The organism is Ureibacillus galli, assembly GCF_014836845.1.
Lineage (GTDB): Bacteria > Bacillota > Bacilli > Bacillales_A > Planococcaceae > Ureibacillus > Ureibacillus galli.
In genome coordinates this window covers 1-25068 of record NZ_JACSQA010000037.1, presented here as the reverse complement: position 1 = coordinate 25068, position 25068 = coordinate 1, and the positions used below count along the sequence as shown (strand labels likewise).

Genomic DNA, 25068 nt, shown 5'->3' with positions numbered 1-25068 from the left:
GTTCACAATTTATCCATAAAGAGTATATCTCATTGTGAGATATTTCACAATATCTTTTACTAACTTTTTGTGAAGAATTTCACAAAAATATATTCTTTGACGAAACATGTAAAACAGAGTAGCATGTCACTAGAGTGAGGTGAAATGCAGTTGAATCCATTAGTAGAGTTTTGCATTAGCAATCTAGCAAAAGGTGCTCAAGAAACTTATGACATATTAGAAAATGACCCAGATATTGATGTCCTTGAATATGGATGTTTAAGTTACTGTAGTTTGTGTGACCAAACTTTTTATGCACTTGTCAATGGGGATGTCGTAGAAGCCGATACACCTGATGAACTGACTAAAAAGATTTATCAATATATAGAGGAAAATCCCCTTTTCTAATAAAAAATCCGCGCACGAGAAAAGCACCTGTAATTGTTAGATTTTGTTTCTAATAATTCAGGTGCAATTCAAAGTGAGTCGCGGATTTTATTTATTGATTTACTTCGTCTAAATTTTCTACACAATAAGTAGGTTTTTGATCCTTTTGTAAAACTAAATGCGTACTTATAACACCAGTATTGACGTGGATTGTATCGCAGCCAAATCGAATCCCGCATAAAATGTCTGTATCATAATTGTCTCCAACCATGACCATATCCTCTTTGGCAAATCCGAACTCTTGCTGAATCACTTCAAGCATCACAGGAGAAGGTTTCCCAATATAAGTTGGTTCCACTGCCGCGACATTCGCTACTAAATTGACAAAGGAACCGTTTCCAGGTAAGAATCCAAGTTCGGAAGGGAAACGGATATCTTCGTTTGTGCCAATTAGTTTTGCCCCACCTTGAACAGCGAGGGAAGCTTTCACTAATTTCATATAGTCCACTGTCCGATCAATTCCCATTACAACTACATCTGGTCTTGCTTCATCCGTGTCCACTATACGTATTCCTTCTGCTTCCAATGCTGTACGAATTCCATCAGAACCAACCATAAAAATCGTCGCTTGATCAAAATGTTCTGCTACATATTTAGCCGTCGTTAATGCACTCGAATAAATACGAAAAGTTGGCGTATCAATTCCGATATTGGCTAAAGCCTGTTGTAATTGCTCTCTCGTTTTTGACGAATTGTTTGTTACGAAGAAATAATCGATGTTATTTTTTTGTAATTGATGAATAAAACGAACAGCTGAATCAATCCCTTTTTTTCCTCGATACACCGTCCCGTCTAAATCGAAACAGTAGGCTTTATAATTTTTCATGCCTCATTCTCCGGTAAAAAGGCAGAAACTGGGCCAAGTTCATTTTCTAAGTAATTGGCAACTAATGGAGAGAAACGTTTAATCGTATCTAAACTGTCTGTAAGCACTTTTAATACATGTTCATTATCAACGTTAACAAATTCCCTTACAATCATTTTCCGCAAGCCTACAACGTCTTTTAAAGGCTTTTCCATGTCGCTCGTTACAACTTTTTCATCGATTAAAATATCGATAATATCTTCATAACTACCAGGATCACGCATTATAAAGCCATCAATAATATAATTCCCTACATCCATCATTGCTTCCATCACATTATGAGCAATACGTTGTAAAGCTAATATCGAAATATCGTCTTTAAGCCAATTCTCTTCTTTTTTTTCAAAAATTGACGTAATCTCGTCTAAATGTTTTAAAGTGATTGTTATTTTATTTCGATCTACAAAATACATAATGGTTCCCCCATTCAAATCTAAAAAGGTTGATAGTACTTTCTCTTCTATAGTAACATATTCTTTAGAATTGGAAGGAGTACTATACAATATGGAGCGATTTTTCTTATATGATGATGTAGAAGATACAAAAACAAGATTTGTTAGTTTTACAGGTAAAAAATTACGATATGATTTAGCCATTATGCAGTCGACTCGATTTTTTGGAAAAGTATTAGTATTAGACATGCAAATGGGCCGTTTTGCGATTATTGGACAAGATGATGTAGAAGAACCTGGCTACTTAGAACATGTTTTTCATAAATCTGAAGAAGAAGCGGAAGATTTAAGAGAGTATTTAACTGAATTATTAGCATAAAAAAATGCCGTGTTGCTATTTTAGCAAACACGGCATTATGTTTAAGTTTGTTCTATTTCTTCGGGAGTTTGTTGAACTTCTATAGGCTCTACTTTAGAAATGGATTCGACTTGGCTCGGGGCCTTTCCCGTTTTCCTTAAAATAAAGTATGCACAACCAAAATTACAGTACTCAAATAAATAATCTTCAAAAGTACTAATGCGCGTATCAAAAGTTGCTTTTTGGTTTTTGTCGTCAAAAAAGCCTTTTAAACGAAGCTGTCCGTATCCCCAGTCACCAACGATATAATCATATTTTGTTAAAATATCTGAGTATCTAGCTATAAAGGCATCCTGTTGAAAACCATCACGAACATTTTCAATAATTTCATATGCATATCCTTCTGCTATAATCATCGAAACTCCCCCTTTCTTTTCAAATCACATGGACCTATTTTACCCTATCCATTGCTTCCAGTGTAAATTATTGATTCATTTTTTCATCCATTTGTCTTTCTATTAGCGCAAAAAGACAAAATGAATGAACTTTCTTTATTCACTACTTATTCACAAGGGAAAGGACGAACTATGTTTATACTTCCGCTTGTAATTGTCTTGCTTTTGTCGCCTCATTTACTTGCTCATCGGCGTGATAACTACTACGTACTAATGGCCCTGCTTGACAATGTTTGAATCCTTTTTCCATTGCAATTTTGCGCAATTTACCGAATTCTAATGGAGTATAGTATTTTTTTACAGGTAAATGTTTTTTCGTAGGTTGTAAGTATTGTCCTATTGTCATAATGTCGACATCATTTGCTCGCAGATCGTCCATCACTTCTAATATTTCATCCCATTCTTCACCGAGACCAATCATTAAGGAAGATTTTGTCGGAATGTCTGGTTGCATCTCTTTAGCTCTTCTTAAAAATTCTAGTGAACGATCGTATTTCGCACGGGCACGAACTCTTGGCGTTAAGCGTCGAACCGTCTCAATATTATGGTTTACAATATCCGGTCTTGCATCCATCACCATTTTTAAATTTTCCTCTAGTCCACCTAAATCAGAAGGTAACACTTCGACAGAAGTTTGGGGTGATTTGCGGCGAATTGCACGAACTGTCTCAGCTAGTACACCTGCTCCCCCATCTTTTAAATCGTCTCGGGCAACCATTGTAATAACGACATGTTTTAAATTCATAATTTGAACAGAATCTGCTACACGTTCTGGTTCTGCTAAATCTAATTCATTTGGCAAACCTGTTTTAACAGCACAAAATCGACATGCCCGTGTACAGACTGCCCCAAGAATCATCATTGTAGCCGTTCTTCTTTCTCCCCAACATTCATGGATATTTGGGCAGCGCGCTTCTTCACATACTGTATGCAAATTTTTCTCGCGCATTAATTTTTTTAGACCTTTATATTCATCATTCGTGTTTAATTTAATTTTTAGCCATTCGGGTTTTCGTAAAATTTGTTCTTTATTATTAGTTGGATTACTAGTCATACTTTATCAGCCCCTATCAAAATAAACAAAATTATACATACTGATGTCAATGTAACATAATCGGACAAACGAATACAACTAACTTTCAAAAAAGTTAAAATTTACTTGACGATAATATTTTGTATTTTAATCGAATGGTACTGGTACCTCGATAGAAGGCTGTGCCCCTTCCCCACCTTGTGTATAAATGTGAGGGACTTGACCACGTACTAACCCAATCGCAACAGGAATCGTCTGTTGTACTGTTGATTGTTGACTCGCAAATGGAATAATAATTTGAACGGTTACGGTTAAATGAATATTCACTTCAACTAAGGCATTGTTTATCCCAAATTCTTTAAAGGAAGTCGCCACATCACTATTTACATTTCCGATAATATGAAACCGAATCGGCACCCTTGGACCTAAGTTTCCTAATAACGGGAGATTTAATGCTTGGGCAATGGGAACGAAAAAGACAATTCCATCCCCCTTTTGAATTTCACTTACATCATATTCTACATTTTCTAAATCCGGCAATTGGGATAAATCCCCTTGCTCCGCTAATTCTAAATGTTCCTTTACAAGTGCAGTCGTTTCTGCACGAACTTGGTTGATAATTTCCGTATTAAATTTTGTTGTAACCATATAATCTGATTCTGTTGGCAAATCTTCGATAATTTCATTCACATCTAACACGCTAGATGTTCTCGAATTAATCGCCTTACTTACTACATGGGCAGCTATTTTATTTGTTTGAACTTCAGCATATTGAACATATGTTGGCATTAAACGAGCATTTAATATATATAAAAACAACGTAACACAAACGACAAATGCAAAGACAAATAAGGTAAATCTATTTGATTTTTTCCTTTTTTTCATTTTTTTCGGTTTGTAAAACATCATTCTCTTCGGCTGACGAGAAATCAAAAAATCTCCTCCTGCTCCAATTTATGAACAGGAAGAGATAACTATTCAATGTACTCAATATATTCGGATTCAACTTTTTCTATTTTTACATTAGGCTCATCGGCTAAATGAATAACATATGTATTGTTAATGCGTTCTTGATTTTCTTCAAAAATACGTATAGATGGTAAAGCTGCATTTTTTGAATTTTGCTCTACAACAATCCCTCGACGTCCATCCGATAACATGAGGATCGTTCCATTTGGATAATGAACAACACTCTTTTTAAAAGCATCTACAACCCGTTCATCAAAAATAGTTCCCCTTCCTTCTTCAATGATCGCTATTCCTTGAGAAGGTAACATTTTATTCCGATATACCCGGTTCGTTGTAACCGCATCAAAAACATCTGCAACGGCAATAATTTTCGCATAAGGGTGTATTTCAGAATCCACTAGGCCTCGGGGATATCCACTCCCATCAATTCGTTCATGATGTTGAAAGGCACAATGGGCAACAAGTAAAGAAATCGTATGTATATTACGTAAAATATCAAATCCGGTTCTTGTATGTTGTTTCATAATTTCAAATTCTTCGTCTGTAAGTCGACTTTGTTTGAACAAAATTTCAGATGGAATTAACATTTTCCCTACATCATGTAATAACGCACCAATACCAATTGTTTTTAAATCATTCCGGGAATAACCTAGTTCTTTAGCGATGGCAAGAGAGTATATGGTCACTTGAAACGAATGTTGGAAAATATATTCATCATAAATGAGCGTATCAGTTAGAACGGTTAAAATTTCGTTACTATTTAAAATCGAGGGGAGTAGATTATCTACTAATTGACCTATTTCCTTTGATTTTTTATCTAAAACAAGTGCTGCAGATTTATCTGATAATCCTTTTAATTGGTTAAAGGATTCTGTTATTTGTTTCACGGACTTTTTCCTGACCGAAAGTGGAACCGTTTCCTCAATAATTATTCCTTTAGAGATTTCATCTTCAATATACACATATTGAATCCCCAATTGTTTTAATCGTTGAATGATGGGATCCGTTACGACAACATTTCTTTGTAATAACGGAAGCCCTGCTTCATTCCAGATGGTTCTCCCTATAACCATTCCCTTTTTTAGGACATTGATTGATATTAAGCGCATTCATTTTTCACCTCAATTCTATGTCAATCATCAACGAATTTTACTTCCTATTAAAGGTCAATTATAGAGTTTTTTTCCGTACTCAATTAATATATCCCGTAAAAATAGTGGTAAATAGTATTTCTTTTTCGCATATTTAAAATTTGGAAAGAAGTATCCGAAGGTAAACATATCTAAAGTGGCAAGAGTGTATAACCGATTCGGTTCAGCTAGTTCTCCCTGTATTAAAAGTTCTCTATTTTTGTTAATGGAAAATCCATAAGTCAACATTTTCCCAAAAATAGAACCCCTAAAACCGAGACCTTTTAATTCTAGTAATGGCCATTCCTCATTTTGCGCCTGCAAATAAACTTCTTTTAGTTCTTTTCCCGTTAATTCGATAACACATATATTTATCGGATGAGGTAGAATTTTATGAATATCAAAATTTGTCACAATTCCCTTATTTAAACCATCAAGGAAAATCCCTGCATTAAACATTGTACAATCTGCTTGTGTAAAATCGAGTACTGCTTCTGAAAAAAGTTGGGATAGTTGTGAGTAATGAAACCATTCTTTATTGTAACTTCTCGTTGTTTGAAAGATAGGTTTTTTTAACAGCCTTTTCCCTTCTTCCGAAAGTCTAGAAAGAAACATCATCTCATCTTCCGTTTCAGGAAGAATCGGATTTTCAATGACAATTTCTTCTTTTTTAATTAATTTTCGTGTTTGATGGTCAAACTGTATCGTTAAATGTCCTGTATATACACCAAATTTCCCACAACCCGTTAATAATACGTTATTAACAATTTTCCCTTTTTCAAACAAGTGATGGGTATGGGCGCCGAAAATGACATCAATATTTGGACATTCATTTGCTAAAAGTTCATCCTCTGTTATTCCTAGGTGCGATAAGCAAACGACAATATCAACTTTGTCTTTTAACTGATTCGCCAATTGTACTAATATTTCCCTTGGTTCTTTGACGTTCCAATTTAATTCCCGATAAAAAGCATCAAATAATGCAGTTGCCCCAATTACTCCAATTTTCGTTCCATACTTTGTTTGTAAGATTGTATGGGCTTTCAACCAATTTGGTTTCTCCCCTTGAATTGGTTCAATGTTTGCCACAACAACTTCAAATTTCGCTTCATCATAAAGAGAATACAACTCTTCAAAAGACAAAGTAATCCCTTCATTGTTCCCTATTGTTACAACATCATATTGGGCATCATTTAATAGATTGATATTACCTTTTCCAAGGGTTGCTTCTGTATAAATATTTGAACGATCGAGATGATCACCAATATCAAATAAAAAGCTTGGCTCTCCTATTTTGGCATATTCAATACGCTGTTCTTTAATAAACGACTGCATACGCTGCCAATATTCAAAATGACTATGTATATCATTCGTATGAAAAATATGAATTGTCTCAAGCATTACGGATCACCATCTCTCATAATTTCAAATTTGCCTTCTACTTATTTTACCTACCGTATTTAGGCATTGTTAAAAACATTCCTTAGGCTAAATCAGTATGTAGACCTGATGGAACCACTCTTTTAATTTTTAAAATAGGCCTTCTAATATCGAACGGATTCCGATAAACATCATAACTATTTGCAAAATCAAAACGACCGTTTTGGATTCTAATTTTTTATTTAAAAATGCCCCTATTTTCGCACCGATATAAGCACAAATGATAACAGGGAATGTATATTTCCACGGAATATCTCCTAAGTAAAGATGACTGGCAGTGTTCACTAAGGCAGATAAAAATACCATGAACATCGATGTGGCGACAGCAACATGGGGTGGAAAGCGGAACAATAACACCATCGCAGGAACAATTAATGAACCTCCTCCAATTCCAAATAAACCTGAAATTAAACCAACAACAAAAGTAAATAAAAGGGCAAACCAAATAGGATAGCCATAAACATACTCTTGTCCGTCATTATCTATAAAGCGTCGCGATATTCCATTATGTAAAAACCAATTAATTGGCTTTAATTTATCCCTTACTATTAATAAGGATGATAATACGATTAATATGATTCCAAAAAAGATATTAAAAGAAGCAAGTTCGAGTCCTTGATTTAACCAAGCACCGAGGATTGTACCCGGAATACTACCTAAAAAAAAGATAAAACCACTTTTTAAATCAACTTGCTTATTTTTCATATAAGAAATGGTCGAAGATAGTCCGGTAAATACCATCATAATGACAGACAAACCAACGACACTTTGGGGTGTTATATTAGGAAAGTAGTTAAGATTTATACCAACGAACAATGTAGCGGGAATTAAAATGACACCGCCTCCTAAACCAACGAGTGATCCAATAATTCCTGCAAATAGCGCAATAATTCCTAGTAATATAAATTCCATTAAAATTCTCCTTCAAAAAAATCTAATTGCTTTGGAGAAAGTCCCTCAAAGTGAACATCTAACATTTGCTGCATTGTTTTGGCATTTTTTGCTGCATGATGACCAGAATTATTGTTGAATAAAACAAACACTTCTTCACACTTTTGTTCCAATTGCAATCTTTTATTTGCTAAATCTGATAGTTCCTCCTCGTTATAGTCATATAAGAAGCGAACTTCCCTCCAATTTTCTGTTGAACCGGAATTTCGCCATCCAAATACGTTTCGACCATGTATTCTGACTAATGCTCGTTTTGCTGTTACTTCCGGAACAAATGGGACAGAACCGACTCCTGCTTGTGGCTCATCACAAACGGTATGTATAAACCCATTGTCTTTTAAAAATTGAATCGTTTCGTTTTTTCTTTCCGTACTATACCAAGTTCTATTTCGAAATTCGATTGCCACAGGAAAACCTATCAGTTGTTCCTTTATATACCGTATATATTGTACGTGCTTTGTAGAACAATCAAACCAAGGTGGAAATTGTACTAAAACCATCGCCAACTTATTAGCTTTTTGAAAGGTTGCTGCACATTGTCTAAAGGCATCAAACATTTCTTTCCTTGTTTCATACGGATTTTCTTCTCTTAAATGACCCGTCATCCCTTGATAAGCTTTCACAATAAATTGGAAGTTATCGGGAGTTTCCTTTAGCCACTTTTCAATATTGTGATTCGATGGAATTGCATAAAAGGAAGTATCGACTTCCACAATCGGAAAATGTCCACTGTAATCAAATAATTTTTCATTCCTAGTAGAATTCGTACGATAAATAGATGGATGATCGCCCCATCCAGTAAGACCAATTTTTATCATATCTATCCCCTATTTTACCTTTTTTTATTTTTAATATATAGCTGTGGATATATACATCCTAAAGTATAAACGATTTAATAAAAAAAGTTCACTAACGTATCTTCGTAAGTGAACTTTTTATAGGTCATTTTTTATTTATAAAGGGATTTATTTATGCAAACGTATCTTTTCATTTTTTTCAATTTGTACAACATGTTCATCATGAACGACAAGCGTGATTGAACCGTAATTCATCGATAAGAGCATTAATTCAATTTTTTTCAAAACTTGTTGAATGTTTTCCTGCTTTTTACTCATCTTTTCACCCTTTCTTCCTATGTTCGCCCACTGTGAAAAAAATTAATTCAAATGAACTATTGAACAACTTACCTCATGATCAAATTGAAAAATCTTCCGGTATAAAGACTTTCAATTGTTTTGGCCGAATAAATACTACATCACCTTTGTTAACAATTAACTTCTTGTAATGTTCTTTCGTTATTTCAGCCTCCAAATATTCCCCCGTATCTTCCCTTCTTAATTCAATTTGAACAATTGGTCCTACTACATGAATATGGACAATTTTCGCTCCAACGGTTTCATTGTCTACCTGCACTTTTTCAATGTGAATTTCATGGGGTCGAACATACCCAACCGCTTCTTCATAGGAGCCATGAAGACTTTCCACATTAACTTCCAATTGTCCCTGGGTTAATTTTCCGTTGTGTAATCGACCTTTAAATAAGTTAACATTTCCTAAAAAATTATAAACAAAAGGATTTTTTGGATGTTCATACACTTCTTCCGGGCTACCAATTTGTTCAATTTTACCGTTATTCATAACAATGATTCGATTGGCAACATCGAGTGCTTCTTCTTGATCGTGTGTGACAAAAATACTTGTTACATGAAATTCATTATGAAGTTTACGTAGCCAACGCCTTAGCTCTTTTCGAACTTTCGCATCTAACGCACCAAACGGTTCATCCAATAATAAAACTTTCGGCTCCACTGCTAAAGCTCGAGCTAATGCGACCCGTTGCCGTTGCCCTCCAGACAGTTGGGACGGATAACGGTTCGCTAAATTCTCGAGTTTGACAAGGGAAAGTAATTCATTTACTTTCTTTGTTATTTCCGCTTTTGGAGGTCTTGTTTTTCTTGGACGTACTTTTAATCCATATGCCACGTTATCAAAGACCGTCATATGACGAAATAACGCATAATGTTGGAAGACAAACCCTACTTGCCTTTCTTTCGGATGAACATTGGTTATATTTTGTCCATCGAATCGTATAACGCCTTCGTCTAATGATTCTAATCCAGCTAAAATACGTAACAGAGTCGTTTTACCGGAACCCGACGGCCCGAGAAGTGCAATTAGTTCCCCCGATTCAATATCAATGGAAATATCATTTAAAGCATGAAAAGTACCGAATGATTTTGAAACTTGTTGAATTTGAATACTCATCTATCTATCCCCCCTTATACGTTTTTCGCTTTCCACTCGATTAAATTTTTAATAATAATTGTTACGATTGCTAAAATGGACATTAACGAAGCGACTGCAAAAGCAGCAGTAAATTGATACTCATTGTATAAAATTTCGATATGCAAAGGCATCGTATTTGTCATTCCGCGAATATGCCCAGACACAACCGAAACCGCTCCGAATTCTCCCATTGCCCGCGCATTACATAAAATGACACCATATAATAACCCCCATTTAATATTCGGTAACGTTACAAGTAAAAATGTTTTTAATCCACTTGCACCTAAAGAAATGGAAGCTTCTTCTTCGGTAATTCCTTGCATCTGCATTAAAGGAATAAGCTCCCTTACAATGAAGGGAAAAGTGACAAATAATGTAGCGAGAACAATACCAGGAAGAGCAAACACAATCTTCAAATTATGTTGGAGAAGCCATTCCCCAAAATATCCCCCTGCACCAAATAACAAAATAAAGATTAAGCCTGCTATGACTGGCGAAATTGCAAAGGGCAAATCAATTAATGTAATTAAAAAATTTTTCCCTTTAAACGAAAATTTCGTAATCGCCCATGCCGCTACTAAACCAAATATTGCGTTTAACGGTACAACAATAATCGCTACGATAAGTGTCAGTTTTATTGCCGACAGGGCATCTGGCTCCGTAATGGAAGCAATATATGTTTCCCACCCTTTTTCAAATGCCATTACGAAAATCGAAAGGAGGGGTAAAATTAAAAATAGCAGTAAAAACAATAAGGAAATTATAATTAACGTCCATTTTGTAATGGCAGATTCTTGTAACGAATAGGATTTCGTCGATGAATGGCTCATCGACATGGAAGTTTCTTTATTTATTTTTAAAGGTGCTATCAATGTTCTTCCTCCCTCCTTAATTGCGATTAAACTTCCGATTAGAAAACCATTGAATGAAATTAATCAAAAACAGTAAAAAAAAGGATGTGACTAACATAACCGTTGCAATAGCAGTTGCCCCTACATAATCGTATTGTTCTAGTTTCGTCATAATAATGAGGGGGGTAATTTCAGTTTCCATCGGCATATTTCCAGCGATAAACACGACCGAACCAAATTCGCCAAGAGACCGAGCGAAGGCTAATGAAAAGCCTGTAATAATTGCTGGGAATAATTGTGGAAATATGACTTTTCGAAAGGTTTGAAACTGGGTAGCACCTAAACTCGCAGAAGCTTCTTCAATTTCTTTACTAATATTTTGTAATACTGGCTGTACAGTTCTGACGACAAAGGGTAAACCGATAAACGTTAGAGCTATGATAATCCCTAAAGGTGTAAAAGCAATTTTAAATGGAAAGAATTGCCCAATCCAACCATTGGGGGCATATAAGGTTGTTAATGCAATACCAGCTACTGCAGTCGGCAATGCAAAGGGCAAATCTACTAAACCATCTATGATTCTTTTACCAGGGAAATGGTATCGGACTAACACCCAAGCAATAACAGTGCCAAATACAACATTAATTGCTCCAGCTATTAAAGCAGTTCCAAAACTAACTTTATAGGACGCTATTACCCTCGGATGTGTAATTGTTTCATAAAAGTCATTCCATGACATAGAGAGTGTATTGAAAAATATCATCGATAAGGGCAATATGACGATGATACTTAAATAGAGCATGGTATATCCTAATGTTAATGAAAATCCTGGTATAACCGTATTCTTCCTCGTCTTTCTTTTTAGCGTGATATCCATTTGTTTTCCCCTTCATCCAGTTGATATAGAGCTTGGGACACTACCCTAAATGTAACGGAGTCTATTAATTGACCCAATATTCAGTCAATAATTGATAGAAAATATCTCTCATCCATTTCTCTTTTTTATTGATAGATTTCGTCAAATGTACCACCATCGGCAAAGTGAGTTTTTTGAGCTTCTTGCCATCCTCCAAACTCATCAATCGTAATTAAATCTAAAGTTTGGAATTGCTCTTTATATTGTTCTAAAATTTTTTCATTCCGTGGACGGTAATAATTTTTCGCTGCAATTTCTTGCCCTTCTTCTGTATATAAATAATTTAAATAAGCTTCTGCTACTTCTCGAGTTCCTTTTTTATCAACTACTTTATCTACAATCGCAACTGGTGGTTCAGCTAAAATGCTTAAAGATGGTGTAACGATTTCAAACTCATCTTCCCCTAACTCATTTAACGAAAGATAAGCTTCGTTCTCCCAGGCAATGAGAACATCTCCAATTTCCCGTTCAACAAAGGTTGTTGTAGCACCCCTTGCTCCGGAATCTAACACTTCCACATTCCGATATAAATCTTTCATAAATTGCTTAATTTTTGATTCATCTCCATTAAACTGTTTATCTGCAAATCCCCATGCAGCTAAATAATTCCAACGTGCCCCACCACTCGTTTTCGGATTTGGCGTAATAACTGATATCCCCTCCTTTGTTAAATCATCCCAGTCTTGAATATTTTTCGGGTTACCTTTCCGAACTAAAAATACAATCGTTGAAGTATAAGGTGATGAATTGTTCTCGAATTCTGTTTGCCAATCTTCATTTAATAATTGACGAGTTTGTGCTATTTCATCAATGTCATAAGCTAAGGCAAGTGTGACTACGTCCGCTTCTAATCCATCAATGACTGCACGCCCTTGCTTCCCAGAGCCGCCATGGGATTGTTGGAAAGTAACCTTTTGACCCGTCTCTTCCTCCCAATAAGTCGCAAATTGTTTATTAAATTCTTCATAAAGCTCTCTAGTCGGATCATAAGATACGTTTAAAATTTCAACTGGCTCCTTTCCATCAGCCGAAGTTTCACTGACATCTTCCTTTTCTCCACATCCGGCTAAAATAATCGAAGTCAAAACAACGTAAAATAAATACCATTTCTTTTTCATCCTTTTATCCTCTCCCCTAAAAAAATAAAAAGGTTGCCAAACACTCCGTTAAAAAGGGAATGTAGCAACCTTCAGTGGTCTGATCGGTACATATTTTTTTGTGTTAGTCGTAAGATGAATAGGACCAAATCATCTTACGCAATACAATAATCCAACATTTCCGATAAGTCAACAAGGAATTTATAATTTTTGTAATTTTTTTAATGGTTTCAATAAATCAAAATTTAAAATTGACTATTTCTAGTAATATAGTATACTTTAAAACAAAGTAATGATTTTATATTGAGGAAATCATTCCAGATTTAAAATCATCATTCAACAGTCAACTATATAATCGTCATAAAATGCTAACTAGACAACTGGAGGCGTTTTAATGGAACCCATCATATGATGGTACATTAAAACGTCTTTATTTTATTTTTGAGGGGGAAAATTATGCTTACTTACGATACTTGGGAAGAATCTTTAATTCAGTTTGATGTAGATGACGAATATAAAGGTGCACTCAATGTTTTGAAATGGGCTTATCAACATTATGGCGATGAAGTTGTTTATGCATGTAGTTTTGGCATAGAAGGAATCGTATTGATTGACTTAATTGCCAAAGTAAAACCGAATGCCAAAATCGTATTTTTAGATACAGATGTTCACTTTAAAGAAACCTATGAAACAATTGAAAAAGTAAAAGAAAAATACCCTGAATTAAATATTGAATTGAAAAAACCTGCTCTTACTTTAGATGAACAGGCAAAACAATTTGGTGACGAGTTATGGAAAACAAATCCAAATCAATGTTGTGAAATTCGAAAGCTTACACCTTTACGAGAAACATTAACAGGTGCAAAAGCATGGATCTCTGGTTTACGTCGGGACCAATCCGAAACGAGAAAAAATACCGAGTTCCTAAACCTAGATAAAAAATTCCAATCCGTTAAAATTTGTCCTCTTATCCATTGGTCATGGAAAGATGTTTGGAGATATGTAAGTAAACATGACTTAACTTACAATCCCCTTCATGACCAAGGATACCCAAGCATCGGTTGTTTCCATTGTACAAAACCTGCTTTTACAATGGACGATTTACGCTCTGGCAGATGGCAAGGTTTAAATAAAACGGAATGTGGATTACACGATTAATATCAACGAATCGATTAGGAGGCAATAAAACATGAGCATACAACCACACGGAGGAGTTTTAATTCAAGCTTACAATCCAAATGAACATATTGAAGCAATTGAAAAAGAAATCAAACTCGATGCAACTGCATTAAGCGATCTTGAACTAATCGGTATCGGTGCATATAGTCCAATTGATGGCTTTTTAACGAAGACGGATTATGAAAGTGTCGTAAAAAATATGCGCCTTGCTTCTGGCCTAGTTTGGAGTATTCCGATTACTTTACCAGTAGACGACGAGACAGTAGAAAATTTAAAAATTGGCGAGAAAGCAAAATTATCTTATAAAGGTGATGTATACGGAACTATCGAAGTAAAAGATATTTTCACACCGGATAAAACGCTAGAAGCTCAATTAGTATACGGAACAGATGACTTAAAGCATCCTGGTGTAAAGAAATTACTTGATCGACCAAATACGTATGTTGGTGGAAAAATAACTTTAGTAAAAAAAGCAGAGAAATTGTTCCCTACTTATACGTTTGAACCGAAAGAAACACGGGCATTATTCGAGGAAAAAGGTTGGAAAACGATTGTTGGTTTCCAAACAAGAAACCCTGTTCACCGGGCACATGAATATATTCAAAAAGTAGCATTAGAAATTGTAGATGGCCTTTTCTTAAACCCATTAGTAGGTGAAACAAAATCGGATGATATTCCAGCTAAAATTCGTATGGAAAGCTATGAAGTATTATTAGATCAATATTATCCAAAAGAGCGCGTTCAACTAGGTGTATTCCTAGCTGCCATGCGCTATGCAGGACCACGGGAAGCGATTTTCCATGCCCTCGTTCGTAAAAACTATGGTTGTACCCACTTCATCGTAGGTCGTGACCATGCAGGTGTTGGTGATTATTACGGCACATATGATGCGCAGAAAATTTTTGAAAACTTTACACCGGAAGAAATCGGCATTACGCCATTAAAATTTGAACATAGTTTTTATTGCACGAGCTGTGAAGGCATGGCAACAACAAAGACATGTCCACATGATGCATCTTCTCGCATCATTTTATCCGGTACAAAGGTGCGTGAAATGTTACGAAATGGAGAGGTTCCTCCAAGTACATTCAGTCGAAAAGAGGTCATCGAAGTATTAATTCGAGGACTACGCCAAGAAATCCATTCCTAAAACGAGGTGTAATATGAGTTCAAATATTGTATGGCATGAAGCATCCATCAGTAAATCCGAAAGAAGAGAAAAAAATCATCATCATAGCTTTATTCTTTGGTTCACAGGTCTATCTGCATCAGGAAAATCTTCGATTGCCAATTCATTGGCAAGGAGATTATTTGAACAAGGGAATCAATCCTTCGTTTTAGATGGAGACAATATTCGTCACGGTCTCAATAAAGATTTAGGGTTTGATGAAAATTCTCGAAAAGAAAATATTCGCCGTATCGGTGAAGTCTCAAAACTTTTTGTCGAAAGCGGACAAATTGTATTAACTGCCTTCATCTCTCCATATAAAGAAGACCGCAATGTTGTGCGGGCTTTAGTGGAAGAGGGCGAATTCATCGAAGTATATGTGAAATGTTCTGTGGAAGAATGTGCGCGAAGAGATCCAAAGGGACTTTACGAAAAAGCTCGAAAAAATGAAATTAAAAATTTCACTGGTATTAGCGCTCCTTATGAAGCACCTGATAACCCTGAAATTGTAGTAGACAGTGAGCAATATTCAATTGAAGAATGTACAGAACAGTTAATCAACTTTTTAGTTGAGAAAGGGTACATCGAGAAAGTTTAATTTATAAATCAATGAACTGCTTAATTAGCGTTGTCTAATTAGGCAGTTTTTGTTATTTTAGGGGGAATTCACAGCAAAAAATCCTTATAATTTGTGCTGCCTTATTATAGGAAATTTGGTATAGTCAATAAGTATTGTAAAATTTATATTAGGAGTATTGTTCTTATGAAAAAACTATTATTCGGTCTATTATTACTATTAACACTTGCCCTCGCTGCTTGTGGAAGTACTTCAGAAAATGTATCAGGAAAAGTGGATACTGATAAAGCTACTTCAACTGAACAAGAAGCAACAGAAGAAGAAGCAGTAGAAGCGTCAGAAGAAGCTTCTAACGATGAAAATGAAATTAATCAATTAATCGTTGATAATGAAAATGTAAAAGCTACTCTTGTGAAAATCGTTAAGAAATCAGATGACATTTGGGGCAATACGATTGAAGTTGTATTCGACGTAGAAAATAAACGTTCTGATACAATCGAAGTTCAAGCTAATACAGTTTCTGCTGACGGTCGTATGGTAGATGAAACTCTTTTATCGATGAGTCAAGAAGTTGCTCCAGGAAAAGCAGCTACGGCTACATTAACAATTAATGAGTACGAAGGATATGATTTCCCTGCGCTAGAGTCTGACTTTGAAATGACATTACATATATTCTCTTGGGATGATTACGATTATACTGAAGACCATCCTGTTAAAGTAACATTTTAAGTAAAGAATTAAAGGTCGCTCACACTTCGTTTGTGTGAGTGGCTTTTTTTATTATAAATTGAACCAATCAAACAGATAACAAAAGATCGAGTGCTAGACACCCGATCTCCTATTCAAATATAATCAGCTGTTTTCTTTATAATCTTGGATCGACCGGATCTGATTCCATGGAAAGAGTTCCAAGTACACATTCATGTACTCGTTCAATCGATTCACCATTGACGAATCTTTGAATACCTTCTATTCCTAACGCAAATTCCCTTAAAGCGAGCTTTTGTTTCTTACCAACGTTTCGTTTCTTTAATCGGTTCAAGTTTTCTTGTTCCAAGTAATCCATTCCATAAATGATATGGAGATATTTTCTACCGCGCACTTTAATAGCGGGTTGTACTAGCTTCCCCTTTGATTTTACAATAAACGGCTCTGGCTTAATGACAATACCTTCGTGGCCATCCTTTGTTATCGTATTCCACCAATTGACTACCTCTTTTTCACTTGCTTCATCTTCAATTACCATATATTCCGTTTCAATAAAAAGATTGTCCATCGAAGCGAATTCCTTGTTTTTCTCCATATGCCATGTATGTGGCTTATGGAAGAAGGTTTCATTACTATGGGCAAGTAGATGGAAAGGTGCAATTTGGATTTCATCGATTTCATTGATCTCCCAACAATATTTTTGGAAAACCTCTTTGAAGACATGGGCATTGGCCAGTTTATCCTTGTACTCTTCAAGCCATTTCACTAATTCCTCATTTTGCCCTACTGCCCTTTCGATTTTGCTTTTTAGTAAACGACGATCTAAAATCGCATTTTCCGACACATGGGCATATAAACTGCTAATCAATTCTTTTGCTTTCAAATTCCATGGCATTATTTCAGCATCTAATAAAACAAATTCCGTTCCATACTGATGAAAATAATCCTTTGAAGTTAAAGCTTTGTTTATTTTGGAAAGAATTTTGGCCTCTGTTTCTTCATCAAAAAACTTTCTACCGGTACGTGTATAAATTACACCAAGGGTTTCTCGACCAACATATTTGAAACCAGCATCTTTATCTTTAAATAAAAACAATATCCCTCTACTACCCATATGTTTCTTTTCAGCAACCATCCGTTCAATCCCCATACTTCGGTAGTAATCGATTGCTTCTTTTGGATGTTCTAAATAATCATCTAATGCTGAAGGCTTTGGTGTTGGACTCATTGTTGGTGGAATATAAATCATCTCTTCAATCGGTACTGTAAAATGAGACACTAAATCAATAGATGGAATTGCATACTCCTTTGGTATTTTAATTTCTCCAAAGGTTTCGGTTAAAACCGAATATCCATTTAAAAATTTAGCAATATTTGGAGGATTTAACCGTTTCTTTTTTAACTCCATTAAAGGATTTGATTTTCCTTCTGAATAGTCTTTTTCAGCTTGTACAGAAACAAACTCCCTTTCCGGATATCGATAGGCTGTTAAAGCCCCACCAAAGACGACGCCTTGGTCAATATTAACGGTATTGTTCATGATCAATGGTTTCGGTTTTGGGTCATGTCCCCAAACAATTAAAGTCTTTGTTTTATGATGGATTGTCCAATCTTTTCGAATCGGTTTTCCAGTTTCATCTAGTCCCTCATTATCGCCATATCGACAAAAGTCACTTATATGGGCCGATTGTTTGCCAATAAATTCATCTTTAATCCCCGCATGGGCACATACCAATGTAGGTACTCCATTTTTCGTTAATACATAATGGGATGGGGCTGCCAAAAGAAATTGTTTTAGCTTATGTTTCAATTGCTCCGCTTTTTCTATCCCATAGGCTTCTTCAAATTGAATGAACTCTTCCTCTACAAGTTCATCGCCATAATTTAACGTCACTTTTCGACCGTCTAACCAGCGGGCAATTTTCCATCCGTGGTTACTATCAATCATATAGGCAAGACCCTTTTCAACATGTCGTAAGAAAAATTCCATCGTTTGTAATGACTTAGGGCCACGGCTCATAATATCGCCAAGGGATAAAAATTTTCTCCCCTCTGGATGTACATAATAATCTTCGTCATTTTTCATGTAACCTAATTTTTGAAGCACTTGTATCAATTCATTATAACAGCCATGAATATCCCCAATAATATCGATACCATTACCAACATCTAAATGAACAGGGTTTGTATTTTCTCTAAAAATCTCCACTTGATCTGTATCGGAGAGAAAGTACGTTTTATCGTAACCTTCTTTTTTCATAAATCGTTTTTCCCTTTTAAACACTTGATACTGCTGCTTAATTCTTCTACTTCCCCGTGGATTTTCCCGATTTCTATCCCTTTCAAGTAAAACAGTTTGATCGACATCCAATACAATAGATACAATTGGTACATGATGCTTATTGGCGATCGATATGTACTTTTTCCGATCATCTGAATATAAATGAGTCGCATCCACAAAGGTTAGTTTATTAAGCCGGCATCTTGTTTCAATCATCGTATCCATTAGCTTAAACGCTTCTGCTGATATTTTTTGATACGCATCAAATAATCCTTCTGCCTCATCATTCGGCCTTTGTGTCCAATCGATAAATTCAACATCACTTACTAATACTCGACATTCATCAGAGCTTACAATTTCGGAAGGAAGTATTTGACCATTATTCACTAATTGTTTTAGCAAAGTAGTTTTCCCACTATTGGAAGGGCCTACAAGTAAAACAATGCCTGCATAAGGTAAACGAATATTCATTTTTTACAACTCCTTTCTCGTAAAAATACACATTTGAGTAGGATAACCGTACAGTTCATGTTCTTCACCGATACCATCAAATGTGACATTATATTCACTTGCTTCGCTTTGTGTTTCACACCAATCGGAAAATTCTTCCCTCGTCCACTCAAATCGGTGATCCGAATGACGGTATGACTCGTCCTCTAATTGATAGACTTCGTTATACTCCTTGTTAGGAGTTGTAATTAGTAATACCTTTGGTCGATAGTCATGTAAAATCGTTCTCATTATTTTCGGTAAGCGATATGCATCGATATGTTCAATTACTTCACACAAAATGATGATATCTTTATTTTTTAATCGCTCATCATAGTAAAAAAGAGAACCGATTATTTGTTTCGGCATAACGAAATTCTCTTTTTCCTGTACTTTTTCGAAGCGTTTTAGCGCTTTTATCGATTCAGATTCAGACGGCTCCACAGCTAAAATTTCCTTCACTCCATCTACGAAGCCTAACTTTACTGAGAGCTTCCCTTCCCCCGAACCAAAATCTATAATCGTTTCTCGATTTTTGAATTCATTCACCTTTTGAATAATTTTTTCATACCGCAGATCATTTAATCTCACTTTCTGTTCTACTGCCGTACTTTGTTTCTCTTCGCTTTCCCTTTCTACTAAGCTGTACACTTCTTTAAATCGTAAAGCATGCTTTAAGATGAATTGCCTTTGTGGATGGGTATCCAACCACCCCTCACCATATCGTTCAATCTTTTCGATTTCTTTTTCATCGATATAATAGTGTTTATAATTATCCAATACTGGGATGAGTATAAAAAGCTGACGAAGACCTTTTTGAAGTGTCGTCAAACCTTTTAATGTAATATATCTTGCTGTACTTTTCTTTTTAATATTTACCCGATAATCCACCTCACCGTATGTAATGGCTACTTCATACCCTAATGGTTGAAAAAGTTCTTCAATCTCTTGATTTGATAGACTCGAAGCTAAAGGCCCAAAACTAAACTCCAATGGGAAAGAATGATTTACCCAAGAAACATAATCTTCTTTCGGCTTCCCATTTAACGCTGTACCAAGTGCAGTCCTTAAAAAGGTACAAAAAATACTACTCACAACAAACTCCCGATCGTTAATGTAAGAAGTAATATCATAGATTTCAGACTGATTGGATGATAGTCCGATTGGATCAGGTGTTACAAAAAAGGTGACCTCTACTTCCTCTTCCGCAAATTGACTATAAAACATTCGAATGAAATGACCATTTACACTTCTTTCATACAAATTATTTGGATTTTTGGCTAACAAATAAGAAATGACTTTTGCATCTTGTCCAGTCGCTCGTATCGTTAACTGCATCGTAATGAACACCTACTTTTTTAGTGAATTGTTCCAGTTTTATACAATATATCATATGTAAAAAAATATATCTTTTATTTTCAAATTTAATTGAAAACTTGATTTGGGATGGAGTGAGTGGGATAAAAAGTACTGCTGTAAATGGATTCAATTTTTGATATAAATAAAAAAACCTCCACCATTGTGGAGGTTATAATATAAAAGCATTCCTTAAGAGTGTTCTTTTATTAATTAAATGAATGAGCTATTCATATAAATTAAAAATTTCATTGATTACTCACTTTCTTCACGGCTTAAAATTTCCTCTGTATTTTCAAGATAATCGGTAAAAACAGTATCTACATCATATGATAATATTTTCTTCATATACTCTTTTTCGTTTTTACGATCAAACCATACGTCAACTTCTAACCCTGCTTTATGCATCCTTTCTACAAATTCTCGATCAACTTTAGGTGCATATGGGCCAACGCCAATAGCGTAATTTTTAATTTCCTTCTCGTCAACTTCCAACATTTTATCAGGATAAATTAATTGGATTAATGGTATCTCCTTGTCGATACGATGAATGGCTTTTAAGCTGTCAGGAGAAAAAGATTCGATTACTACTTGATCTTGCAATCCTTCTTCCTCAATTAATTTTACTAATTTTTCTTCCATTATTGGCTCGTTATTTACTAGTCTAGTTTCTATATAATAATTCGTCTTCTTACCAAAGGTTTCAAAAATCTCTTCAAGGGTTGGAATTGTTTCCTTTTTATAACGATTTTCAAACCACGAACCTGCATCTAGCTTTTTCAATTCATCTAAATTAAAATTCGAAACTTTTCCTTTCCCATTCGTTGTTCTTTCGATTGTATCGTCATGCATAGATACAAGATAACCATCTTTTGTCATTCGTAAATCAATTTCAATGAAATCTGCACCCAGTTCTATAGCTTTCTTATATGCTGTGATTGTATGTTCAGGTGCTATGTTATTAGCACCTCTATGTGCAATCAACTGAACAGTTCGTTCTTGGTTGTTCTTAACAACAAAAATAAAGCTTCCTACCGCTAAAATGAGAATTAGGTAAATAATATATTTTTTCATAGAATTAACTTATCACTAAGTTTCAAATAGTACTAGAGCAAATTAATTGGATTCATAGATATTTAATTGTCATGCAAAAAACTTCCAATTCTCATACAAAGTTGTATTCTACAGTTTTACTTTGAGATTTCAATTTCGCGATCGTTATAAGTAGTAAAGTTGCACCATTTAAGAGGTATGGTAAAATTAAACTTTTTTGCAAAAAATATTATTCTATTTCACAAAAGCAAGAGTATACTTGAAGTAATGATGCATAGAAACCAAAACTAATTATTTAGGAGGATTTTTATGTTCCAAACCTTATCCGATTTTTTGAGATCTTGGGAATTCGAAGCGAGTGCTACACAGAAACTACTAAATAATTTAACTGATGAATCACTTAAACAAGAAATAACATCACAAAATTGGACGTTAGGACACATTGCTTGGCATACCGTTGCTTCTATTCGTATTATTACTTCAAATACAATCTTGACGTTCGATGCCCCAGCAAAAGATTATCCCGTCCCTACGTCTGCTCAATTTATTTTAGACATCTATAAGGAAGTTAGTGATGCATTTGTACAGGCATTAAAAACCCAATGGACTGATCATACAATGAATGTATAGAATTTTTAGGTCAGCAAATACCAAATGGCTCATTATTATTGTTTTTAATTCAACATCAATGCCACCACCGAGGACAAATGACCGTTCTTATGCGACAGGCAGGATTAGTTGTACCAGGCATTTATGGTCCATCAAAAGAAGAATGGGCCAATTTTGGTATGGAATCCCCTCAAATATAGTTTAATAGAATCAAACCTTGACGATTAATTTATTTATCATCCAAAAAAATTGAATCTATTTTGATTAAAATTCAAAATAGATTCTTTTTGTTTCCTCAATGATTGAACAATATTGTTCAATTACTAAATACTTCATTATAGAAAAAGTAATTTTTCACTAAATTAGAAATCAAAAGAAAAAGAGTCGACCCTTTTTTAGCCGACTCTTTAAAAATAAAATTAAAATACTTATACCCTAATTGTAATAACTCCCTGTTGATTTTTAATCCGGATTTATTGTAAAGGTACCACCAGTATGATTAACTGTTACAGTACACCAAGTTGAAGCATAGGCTACGATTGCACTGTATCTTTTTGTTGAATTTAATGTTGTATTTTTTCCAGAAGTAGAAATAGACCCAGAGTATACTTTACCTACTCCTCCACTGCCAACTAATCCATAGGCAGTATGGTGAACTACTGTTTTTACGGATTTTACTTTTGAAGAACCAGCTGTTGTACTAGTTTTCAAATCCTGTGCTCCAAAACTCTGATTTATAATATTTTGAACATCATCTTTAATATAACCACTAACTTTTACTGTTACACCATTCGCTGAACCAGATCCAGATACATATTTTTGTTTAAATATAGTCATGCCTCCAGGAATAACTGGTTTTGCATACATTTCAATAAAAACTTGATCTTTTAATGAAAACTCTTCTCCAATAGCGTATTCTTGATCAATTCTTTTGAAACTTTCATTTATTTCCTCTTGATTTAAATTTGATAATTCTTCCTTATACACTTCTTTCTCATCTTCAATAGATGTACTTGATGCTTCAGCATTAGTTGTAACATTAAGCGAAATACCTAATGTTAAAAGAAATGCCATGGATAAAAATAGTAGTTTCTTTTTCATATAAATTCCTCCTTTTATCTTTAAATATAATTCTACACATTTTTTCAAATTCCTTCAAAAAAAGTAAATTTTTTCTATTATTTTGGGTGTTAAAAAATTCTGGTTTAAAGATATGATTAAAGGTAAAATAATTAAATATGGGTTAATTAAATTTAAAAATGCACTTATATTTGGGAGGTAAAAAATGAAAATACTATTAGAACTTCTTCGTATAATTATTATACTTGTACTTCTTGGTGGATTAGGTTGGACCATTATAGGAGAAATATATAAAACTAATGAAACAACAGAGAGCTACTCATGGCTAGGTGGAATTGCTATATTACTGCTACTCTTTGTATTATATAGAAATAAGTTGCAATTTTCAGGATGGTATAAAGGAAAAGATAGAGTAAAACTTCCAAAGTCCGTTACTTTAACACTTATTTTAAGTTCTTTATTTTTATTGATAATACCATTTATACTAGGTTCTTTATTAAATTAGGTATTATTTTGCTTATATTTTAATTTATTTATTTGTGATATTTTAAAAATATTATATTTTTATTTTTTATAGCCTTTGTTTAATTTTATAAAATGCTTTCAATTGCGTTTTACTAAATACTCAGAGGCTTTTTTGTTTTCATTTTAAAGGCTATTATATTTTGTGGAAATGGTACAAAAAATTAATCTAGAAAATAACGAATTAACTATATTTTTCCTCAAGTTCCTTTTTAACCACTGAAATTGTCCAGTCTCTTCGAAGTTCAATTAAATGTTCCCTCAAATTTCACCTCTCCTCAGCAACATTTAGTTACCTTACAATCCAAATATAAAGCGACGAAAAGTTGCTGTCAACTATAAATTAGTAACTTTTAGTTGCACAAAGAAACTTTTAGTTGCGTTATAATAAAATTACATAAATAAAGGAGAGGTAATGCTATGCTAGCAAGCAGACTTAAAGCTCTTAGAAGTGAGTACCGCAAAACTCAACAAGAATTAGCAGATATGCTTGGTATCACTCGTCAAGGCTATGCTAAATACGAAAATGGTTTAGGTGAGCCAGATAATAATACCTTAACCAAACTTGCTGATTATTTCGATGTTAGCACTGACTACCTCCTCGGCCGTACCAACACCAAAGAACCCAAAACAACAGACGTTGAGGCGGAATTCCAAGCATTCATCAATGACCCAGAACTGCAAGTATGGTATAAAGAACTTCCAAAATCAGATGAAGATGAACTTCGAAAGCTTCGAATGATTTGGGAAATGATTAAAAATGAGAAAAAATAAAAAGCGACATGTCTAGTCGACATGTCGTCAGATTGTCGACAAAAGGCCTTCAGAATGGTCACATTCTGAAGGCCTTTTGTAATTTTGAACGTTTTTCGGGTAT

At 34.6% G+C, this 25068-nt stretch carries 26 protein-coding genes and 1 pseudogene; 9 read left to right on the top strand and 18 right to left on the bottom strand.

The genetic code is table 11. The features are described 5' to 3' along the window. Positions 1 to 150 precede the first annotated feature (150 nt). Complete coding sequence (locus tag H9636_RS17080) at positions 151 to 387, top strand: YuzB family protein (RefSeq protein WP_191708789.1); 237 nt, start codon at positions 151 to 153, stop codon at positions 385 to 387. A gap of 91 nt (positions 388 to 478) precedes the next feature. Here H9636_RS17080 and H9636_RS17075 read toward each other — a convergent pair whose 3' ends face one another. Together H9636_RS17075 and H9636_RS17070 are read right to left on the bottom strand one after the other, a co-directional pair. Next, on the bottom strand, positions 479 to 1252 hold the full coding sequence (locus tag H9636_RS17075; protein ID WP_191708779.1) for a TIGR01457 family HAD-type hydrolase: 774 nt from the start codon (positions 1250 to 1252) through the stop codon (positions 479 to 481). Continuing rightward, positions 1249 to 1704 carry a DUF86 domain-containing protein gene (locus tag H9636_RS17070; RefSeq protein WP_191708778.1) on the bottom strand — a complete coding sequence of 152 codons (456 nt, stop codon included), beginning with the start codon at positions 1702 to 1704 and terminating at the stop codon, positions 1249 to 1251. The genes H9636_RS17075 and H9636_RS17070 overlap by 4 nt, the downstream gene beginning before the upstream one ends. Before the next feature lie 91 nt (positions 1705 to 1795). On the opposite strand from H9636_RS17070, the gene H9636_RS17065 reads away from it, so the two are divergent. Continuing rightward, positions 1796 to 2062: a DUF3055 domain-containing protein gene (locus tag H9636_RS17065; protein ID WP_191708777.1), complete on the top strand. Its 267-nt coding sequence runs from the start codon at positions 1796 to 1798 to the stop codon at positions 2060 to 2062. A 41-nt stretch (positions 2063 to 2103) separates the two neighbouring features. On the opposite strand, the gene H9636_RS17060 is transcribed toward H9636_RS17065, so the two are convergent. The 12 genes from H9636_RS17060 to H9636_RS17005 all read right to left on the bottom strand — a co-directional run bounded on the left by H9636_RS17060 (position 2104) and on the right by H9636_RS17005 (position 13190). Then, on the bottom strand, positions 2104 to 2457 hold the full coding sequence (locus H9636_RS17060) for a YutD family protein (RefSeq protein ID WP_191708776.1): 354 nt from the start codon (positions 2455 to 2457) through the stop codon (positions 2104 to 2106). 175 nt (positions 2458 to 2632) lie between these two features. After that, positions 2633 to 3550, bottom strand: coding sequence for a lipoyl synthase (gene lipA / locus H9636_RS17055; protein ID WP_191708775.1), 918 nt, complete (start codon positions 3548 to 3550; stop codon positions 2633 to 2635). A 126-nt stretch (positions 3551 to 3676) separates the two neighbouring features. Continuing rightward, on the bottom strand, positions 3677 to 4435 hold the full coding sequence (yunB, locus tag H9636_RS17050; RefSeq protein WP_191708788.1) for a sporulation protein YunB: 759 nt from the start codon (positions 4433 to 4435) through the stop codon (positions 3677 to 3679). A 68-nt stretch (positions 4436 to 4503) separates the two neighbouring features. After that, positions 4504 to 5607 (bottom strand): HD-GYP domain-containing protein, encoded by a 1104-nt coding sequence (locus tag H9636_RS17045; RefSeq protein WP_191708774.1) that lies wholly within the window; start codon positions 5605 to 5607, stop codon positions 4504 to 4506. A 57-nt stretch (positions 5608 to 5664) separates the two neighbouring features. Then, complete coding sequence (locus tag H9636_RS17040) at positions 5665 to 7029, bottom strand: bifunctional metallophosphatase/5'-nucleotidase (protein ID WP_191708773.1); 1365 nt, start codon at positions 7027 to 7029, stop codon at positions 5665 to 5667. A 129-nt stretch (positions 7030 to 7158) separates the two neighbouring features. After that, positions 7159 to 7980 carry a sulfite exporter TauE/SafE family protein gene (locus H9636_RS17035; protein WP_191708772.1) on the bottom strand — a complete coding sequence of 274 codons (822 nt, stop codon included), beginning with the start codon at positions 7978 to 7980 and terminating at the stop codon, positions 7159 to 7161. Continuing rightward, positions 7980 to 8837, bottom strand: a complete 858-nt coding sequence (locus tag H9636_RS17030; protein WP_191708771.1) for a DUF72 domain-containing protein — start codon at positions 8835 to 8837, stop codon at positions 7980 to 7982. The genes H9636_RS17035 and H9636_RS17030 overlap by 1 nt, the downstream gene beginning before the upstream one ends. A 147-nt stretch (positions 8838 to 8984) precedes the next feature. Continuing rightward, a complete protein-coding gene (locus H9636_RS17025; RefSeq protein WP_191708770.1) occupies positions 8985 to 9134 on the bottom strand; it encodes a YezD family protein in 150 nt (49 codons plus the stop codon). Between the two features lie 79 nt (positions 9135 to 9213). Further along, a complete protein-coding gene (locus H9636_RS17020; RefSeq protein WP_191708769.1) occupies positions 9214 to 10284 on the bottom strand; it encodes a sulfate/molybdate ABC transporter ATP-binding protein in 1071 nt (356 codons plus the stop codon). Between the two features lie 14 nt (positions 10285 to 10298). Beyond that, positions 10299 to 11135: a sulfate ABC transporter permease subunit CysW gene (cysW, locus tag H9636_RS17015; RefSeq protein ID WP_225230309.1), complete on the bottom strand. Its 837-nt coding sequence runs from the start codon at positions 11133 to 11135 to the stop codon at positions 10299 to 10301. A gap of 58 nt (positions 11136 to 11193) precedes the next feature. Further along, on the bottom strand, positions 11194 to 12033 hold the full coding sequence (gene cysT / locus H9636_RS17010) for a sulfate ABC transporter permease subunit CysT (protein ID WP_191708768.1): 840 nt from the start codon (positions 12031 to 12033) through the stop codon (positions 11194 to 11196). A 125-nt stretch (positions 12034 to 12158) separates the two neighbouring features. Next, on the bottom strand, positions 12159 to 13190 hold the full coding sequence (locus H9636_RS17005; RefSeq protein WP_191708767.1) for a sulfate ABC transporter substrate-binding protein: 1032 nt from the start codon (positions 13188 to 13190) through the stop codon (positions 12159 to 12161). Between the two features lie 435 nt (positions 13191 to 13625). On the opposite strand from H9636_RS17005, the gene H9636_RS17000 reads away from it, so the two are divergent. The 4 genes from H9636_RS17000 to H9636_RS16985 all read left to right on the top strand — a co-directional run bounded on the left by H9636_RS17000 (position 13626) and on the right by H9636_RS16985 (position 16822). Then, entirely contained in the window at positions 13626 to 14327 is a 702-nt protein-coding gene (locus H9636_RS17000) for a phosphoadenylyl-sulfate reductase (RefSeq protein ID WP_191708766.1), read from the top strand. A gap of 31 nt (positions 14328 to 14358) precedes the next feature. Then, the gene (sat, locus tag H9636_RS16995) at positions 14359 to 15498 is read left to right on the top strand and encodes a sulfate adenylyltransferase (RefSeq protein ID WP_191708765.1); all 1140 of its coding nucleotides are present in this window, start codon (positions 14359 to 14361) and stop codon (positions 15496 to 15498) included. Between the two features lie 13 nt (positions 15499 to 15511). After that, complete coding sequence (cysC, locus tag H9636_RS16990; protein ID WP_191708764.1) at positions 15512 to 16114, top strand: adenylyl-sulfate kinase; 603 nt, start codon at positions 15512 to 15514, stop codon at positions 16112 to 16114. A gap of 165 nt (positions 16115 to 16279) precedes the next feature. After that, positions 16280 to 16822 carry a hypothetical protein gene (locus H9636_RS16985; RefSeq protein WP_122972160.1) on the top strand — a complete coding sequence of 181 codons (543 nt, stop codon included), beginning with the start codon at positions 16280 to 16282 and terminating at the stop codon, positions 16820 to 16822. 136 nt (positions 16823 to 16958) lie between these two features. On the opposite strand, the gene H9636_RS16980 is transcribed toward H9636_RS16985, so the two are convergent. The 3 genes from H9636_RS16980 to H9636_RS16970 form a co-directional block, all read right to left on the bottom strand. Continuing rightward, positions 16959 to 19553: a polynucleotide kinase-phosphatase gene (locus H9636_RS16980; RefSeq protein WP_191708763.1), complete on the bottom strand. Its 2595-nt coding sequence runs from the start codon at positions 19551 to 19553 to the stop codon at positions 16959 to 16961. A gap of 3 nt (positions 19554 to 19556) precedes the next feature. Continuing rightward, positions 19557 to 20909: a 3' terminal RNA ribose 2'-O-methyltransferase Hen1 gene (locus H9636_RS16975; RefSeq protein WP_191708762.1), complete on the bottom strand. Its 1353-nt coding sequence runs from the start codon at positions 20907 to 20909 to the stop codon at positions 19557 to 19559. 273 nt (positions 20910 to 21182) lie between these two features. Then, on the bottom strand, positions 21183 to 22001 hold the full coding sequence (locus H9636_RS16970; RefSeq protein WP_122972157.1) for a glycerophosphodiester phosphodiesterase family protein: 819 nt from the start codon (positions 21999 to 22001) through the stop codon (positions 21183 to 21185). A 288-nt stretch (positions 22002 to 22289) separates the two neighbouring features. Here H9636_RS16970 and H9636_RS16965 point away from each other — a divergent pair. Next, positions 22290 to 22789: pseudogene (locus tag H9636_RS16965) on the top strand (DinB family protein). Positions 22790 to 23051: 262 nt separating this feature from the next. Here H9636_RS16965 and H9636_RS16960 read toward each other — a convergent pair. After that, positions 23052 to 23690, bottom strand: a complete 639-nt coding sequence (locus H9636_RS16960) for a hypothetical protein (protein ID WP_191708761.1) — start codon at positions 23688 to 23690, stop codon at positions 23052 to 23054. A 184-nt stretch (positions 23691 to 23874) separates the two neighbouring features. On the opposite strand from H9636_RS16960, the gene H9636_RS16955 reads away from it, so the two are divergent. Then, the gene (locus tag H9636_RS16955; RefSeq protein ID WP_191708760.1) at positions 23875 to 24174 is read left to right on the top strand and encodes a hypothetical protein; all 300 of its coding nucleotides are present in this window, start codon (positions 23875 to 23877) and stop codon (positions 24172 to 24174) included. A 437-nt stretch (positions 24175 to 24611) separates the two neighbouring features. Further along, complete coding sequence (locus H9636_RS16950) at positions 24612 to 24965, top strand: helix-turn-helix domain-containing protein (RefSeq protein ID WP_191708759.1); 354 nt, start codon at positions 24612 to 24614, stop codon at positions 24963 to 24965. Positions 24966 to 25068: the final 103 nt, after the last annotated feature.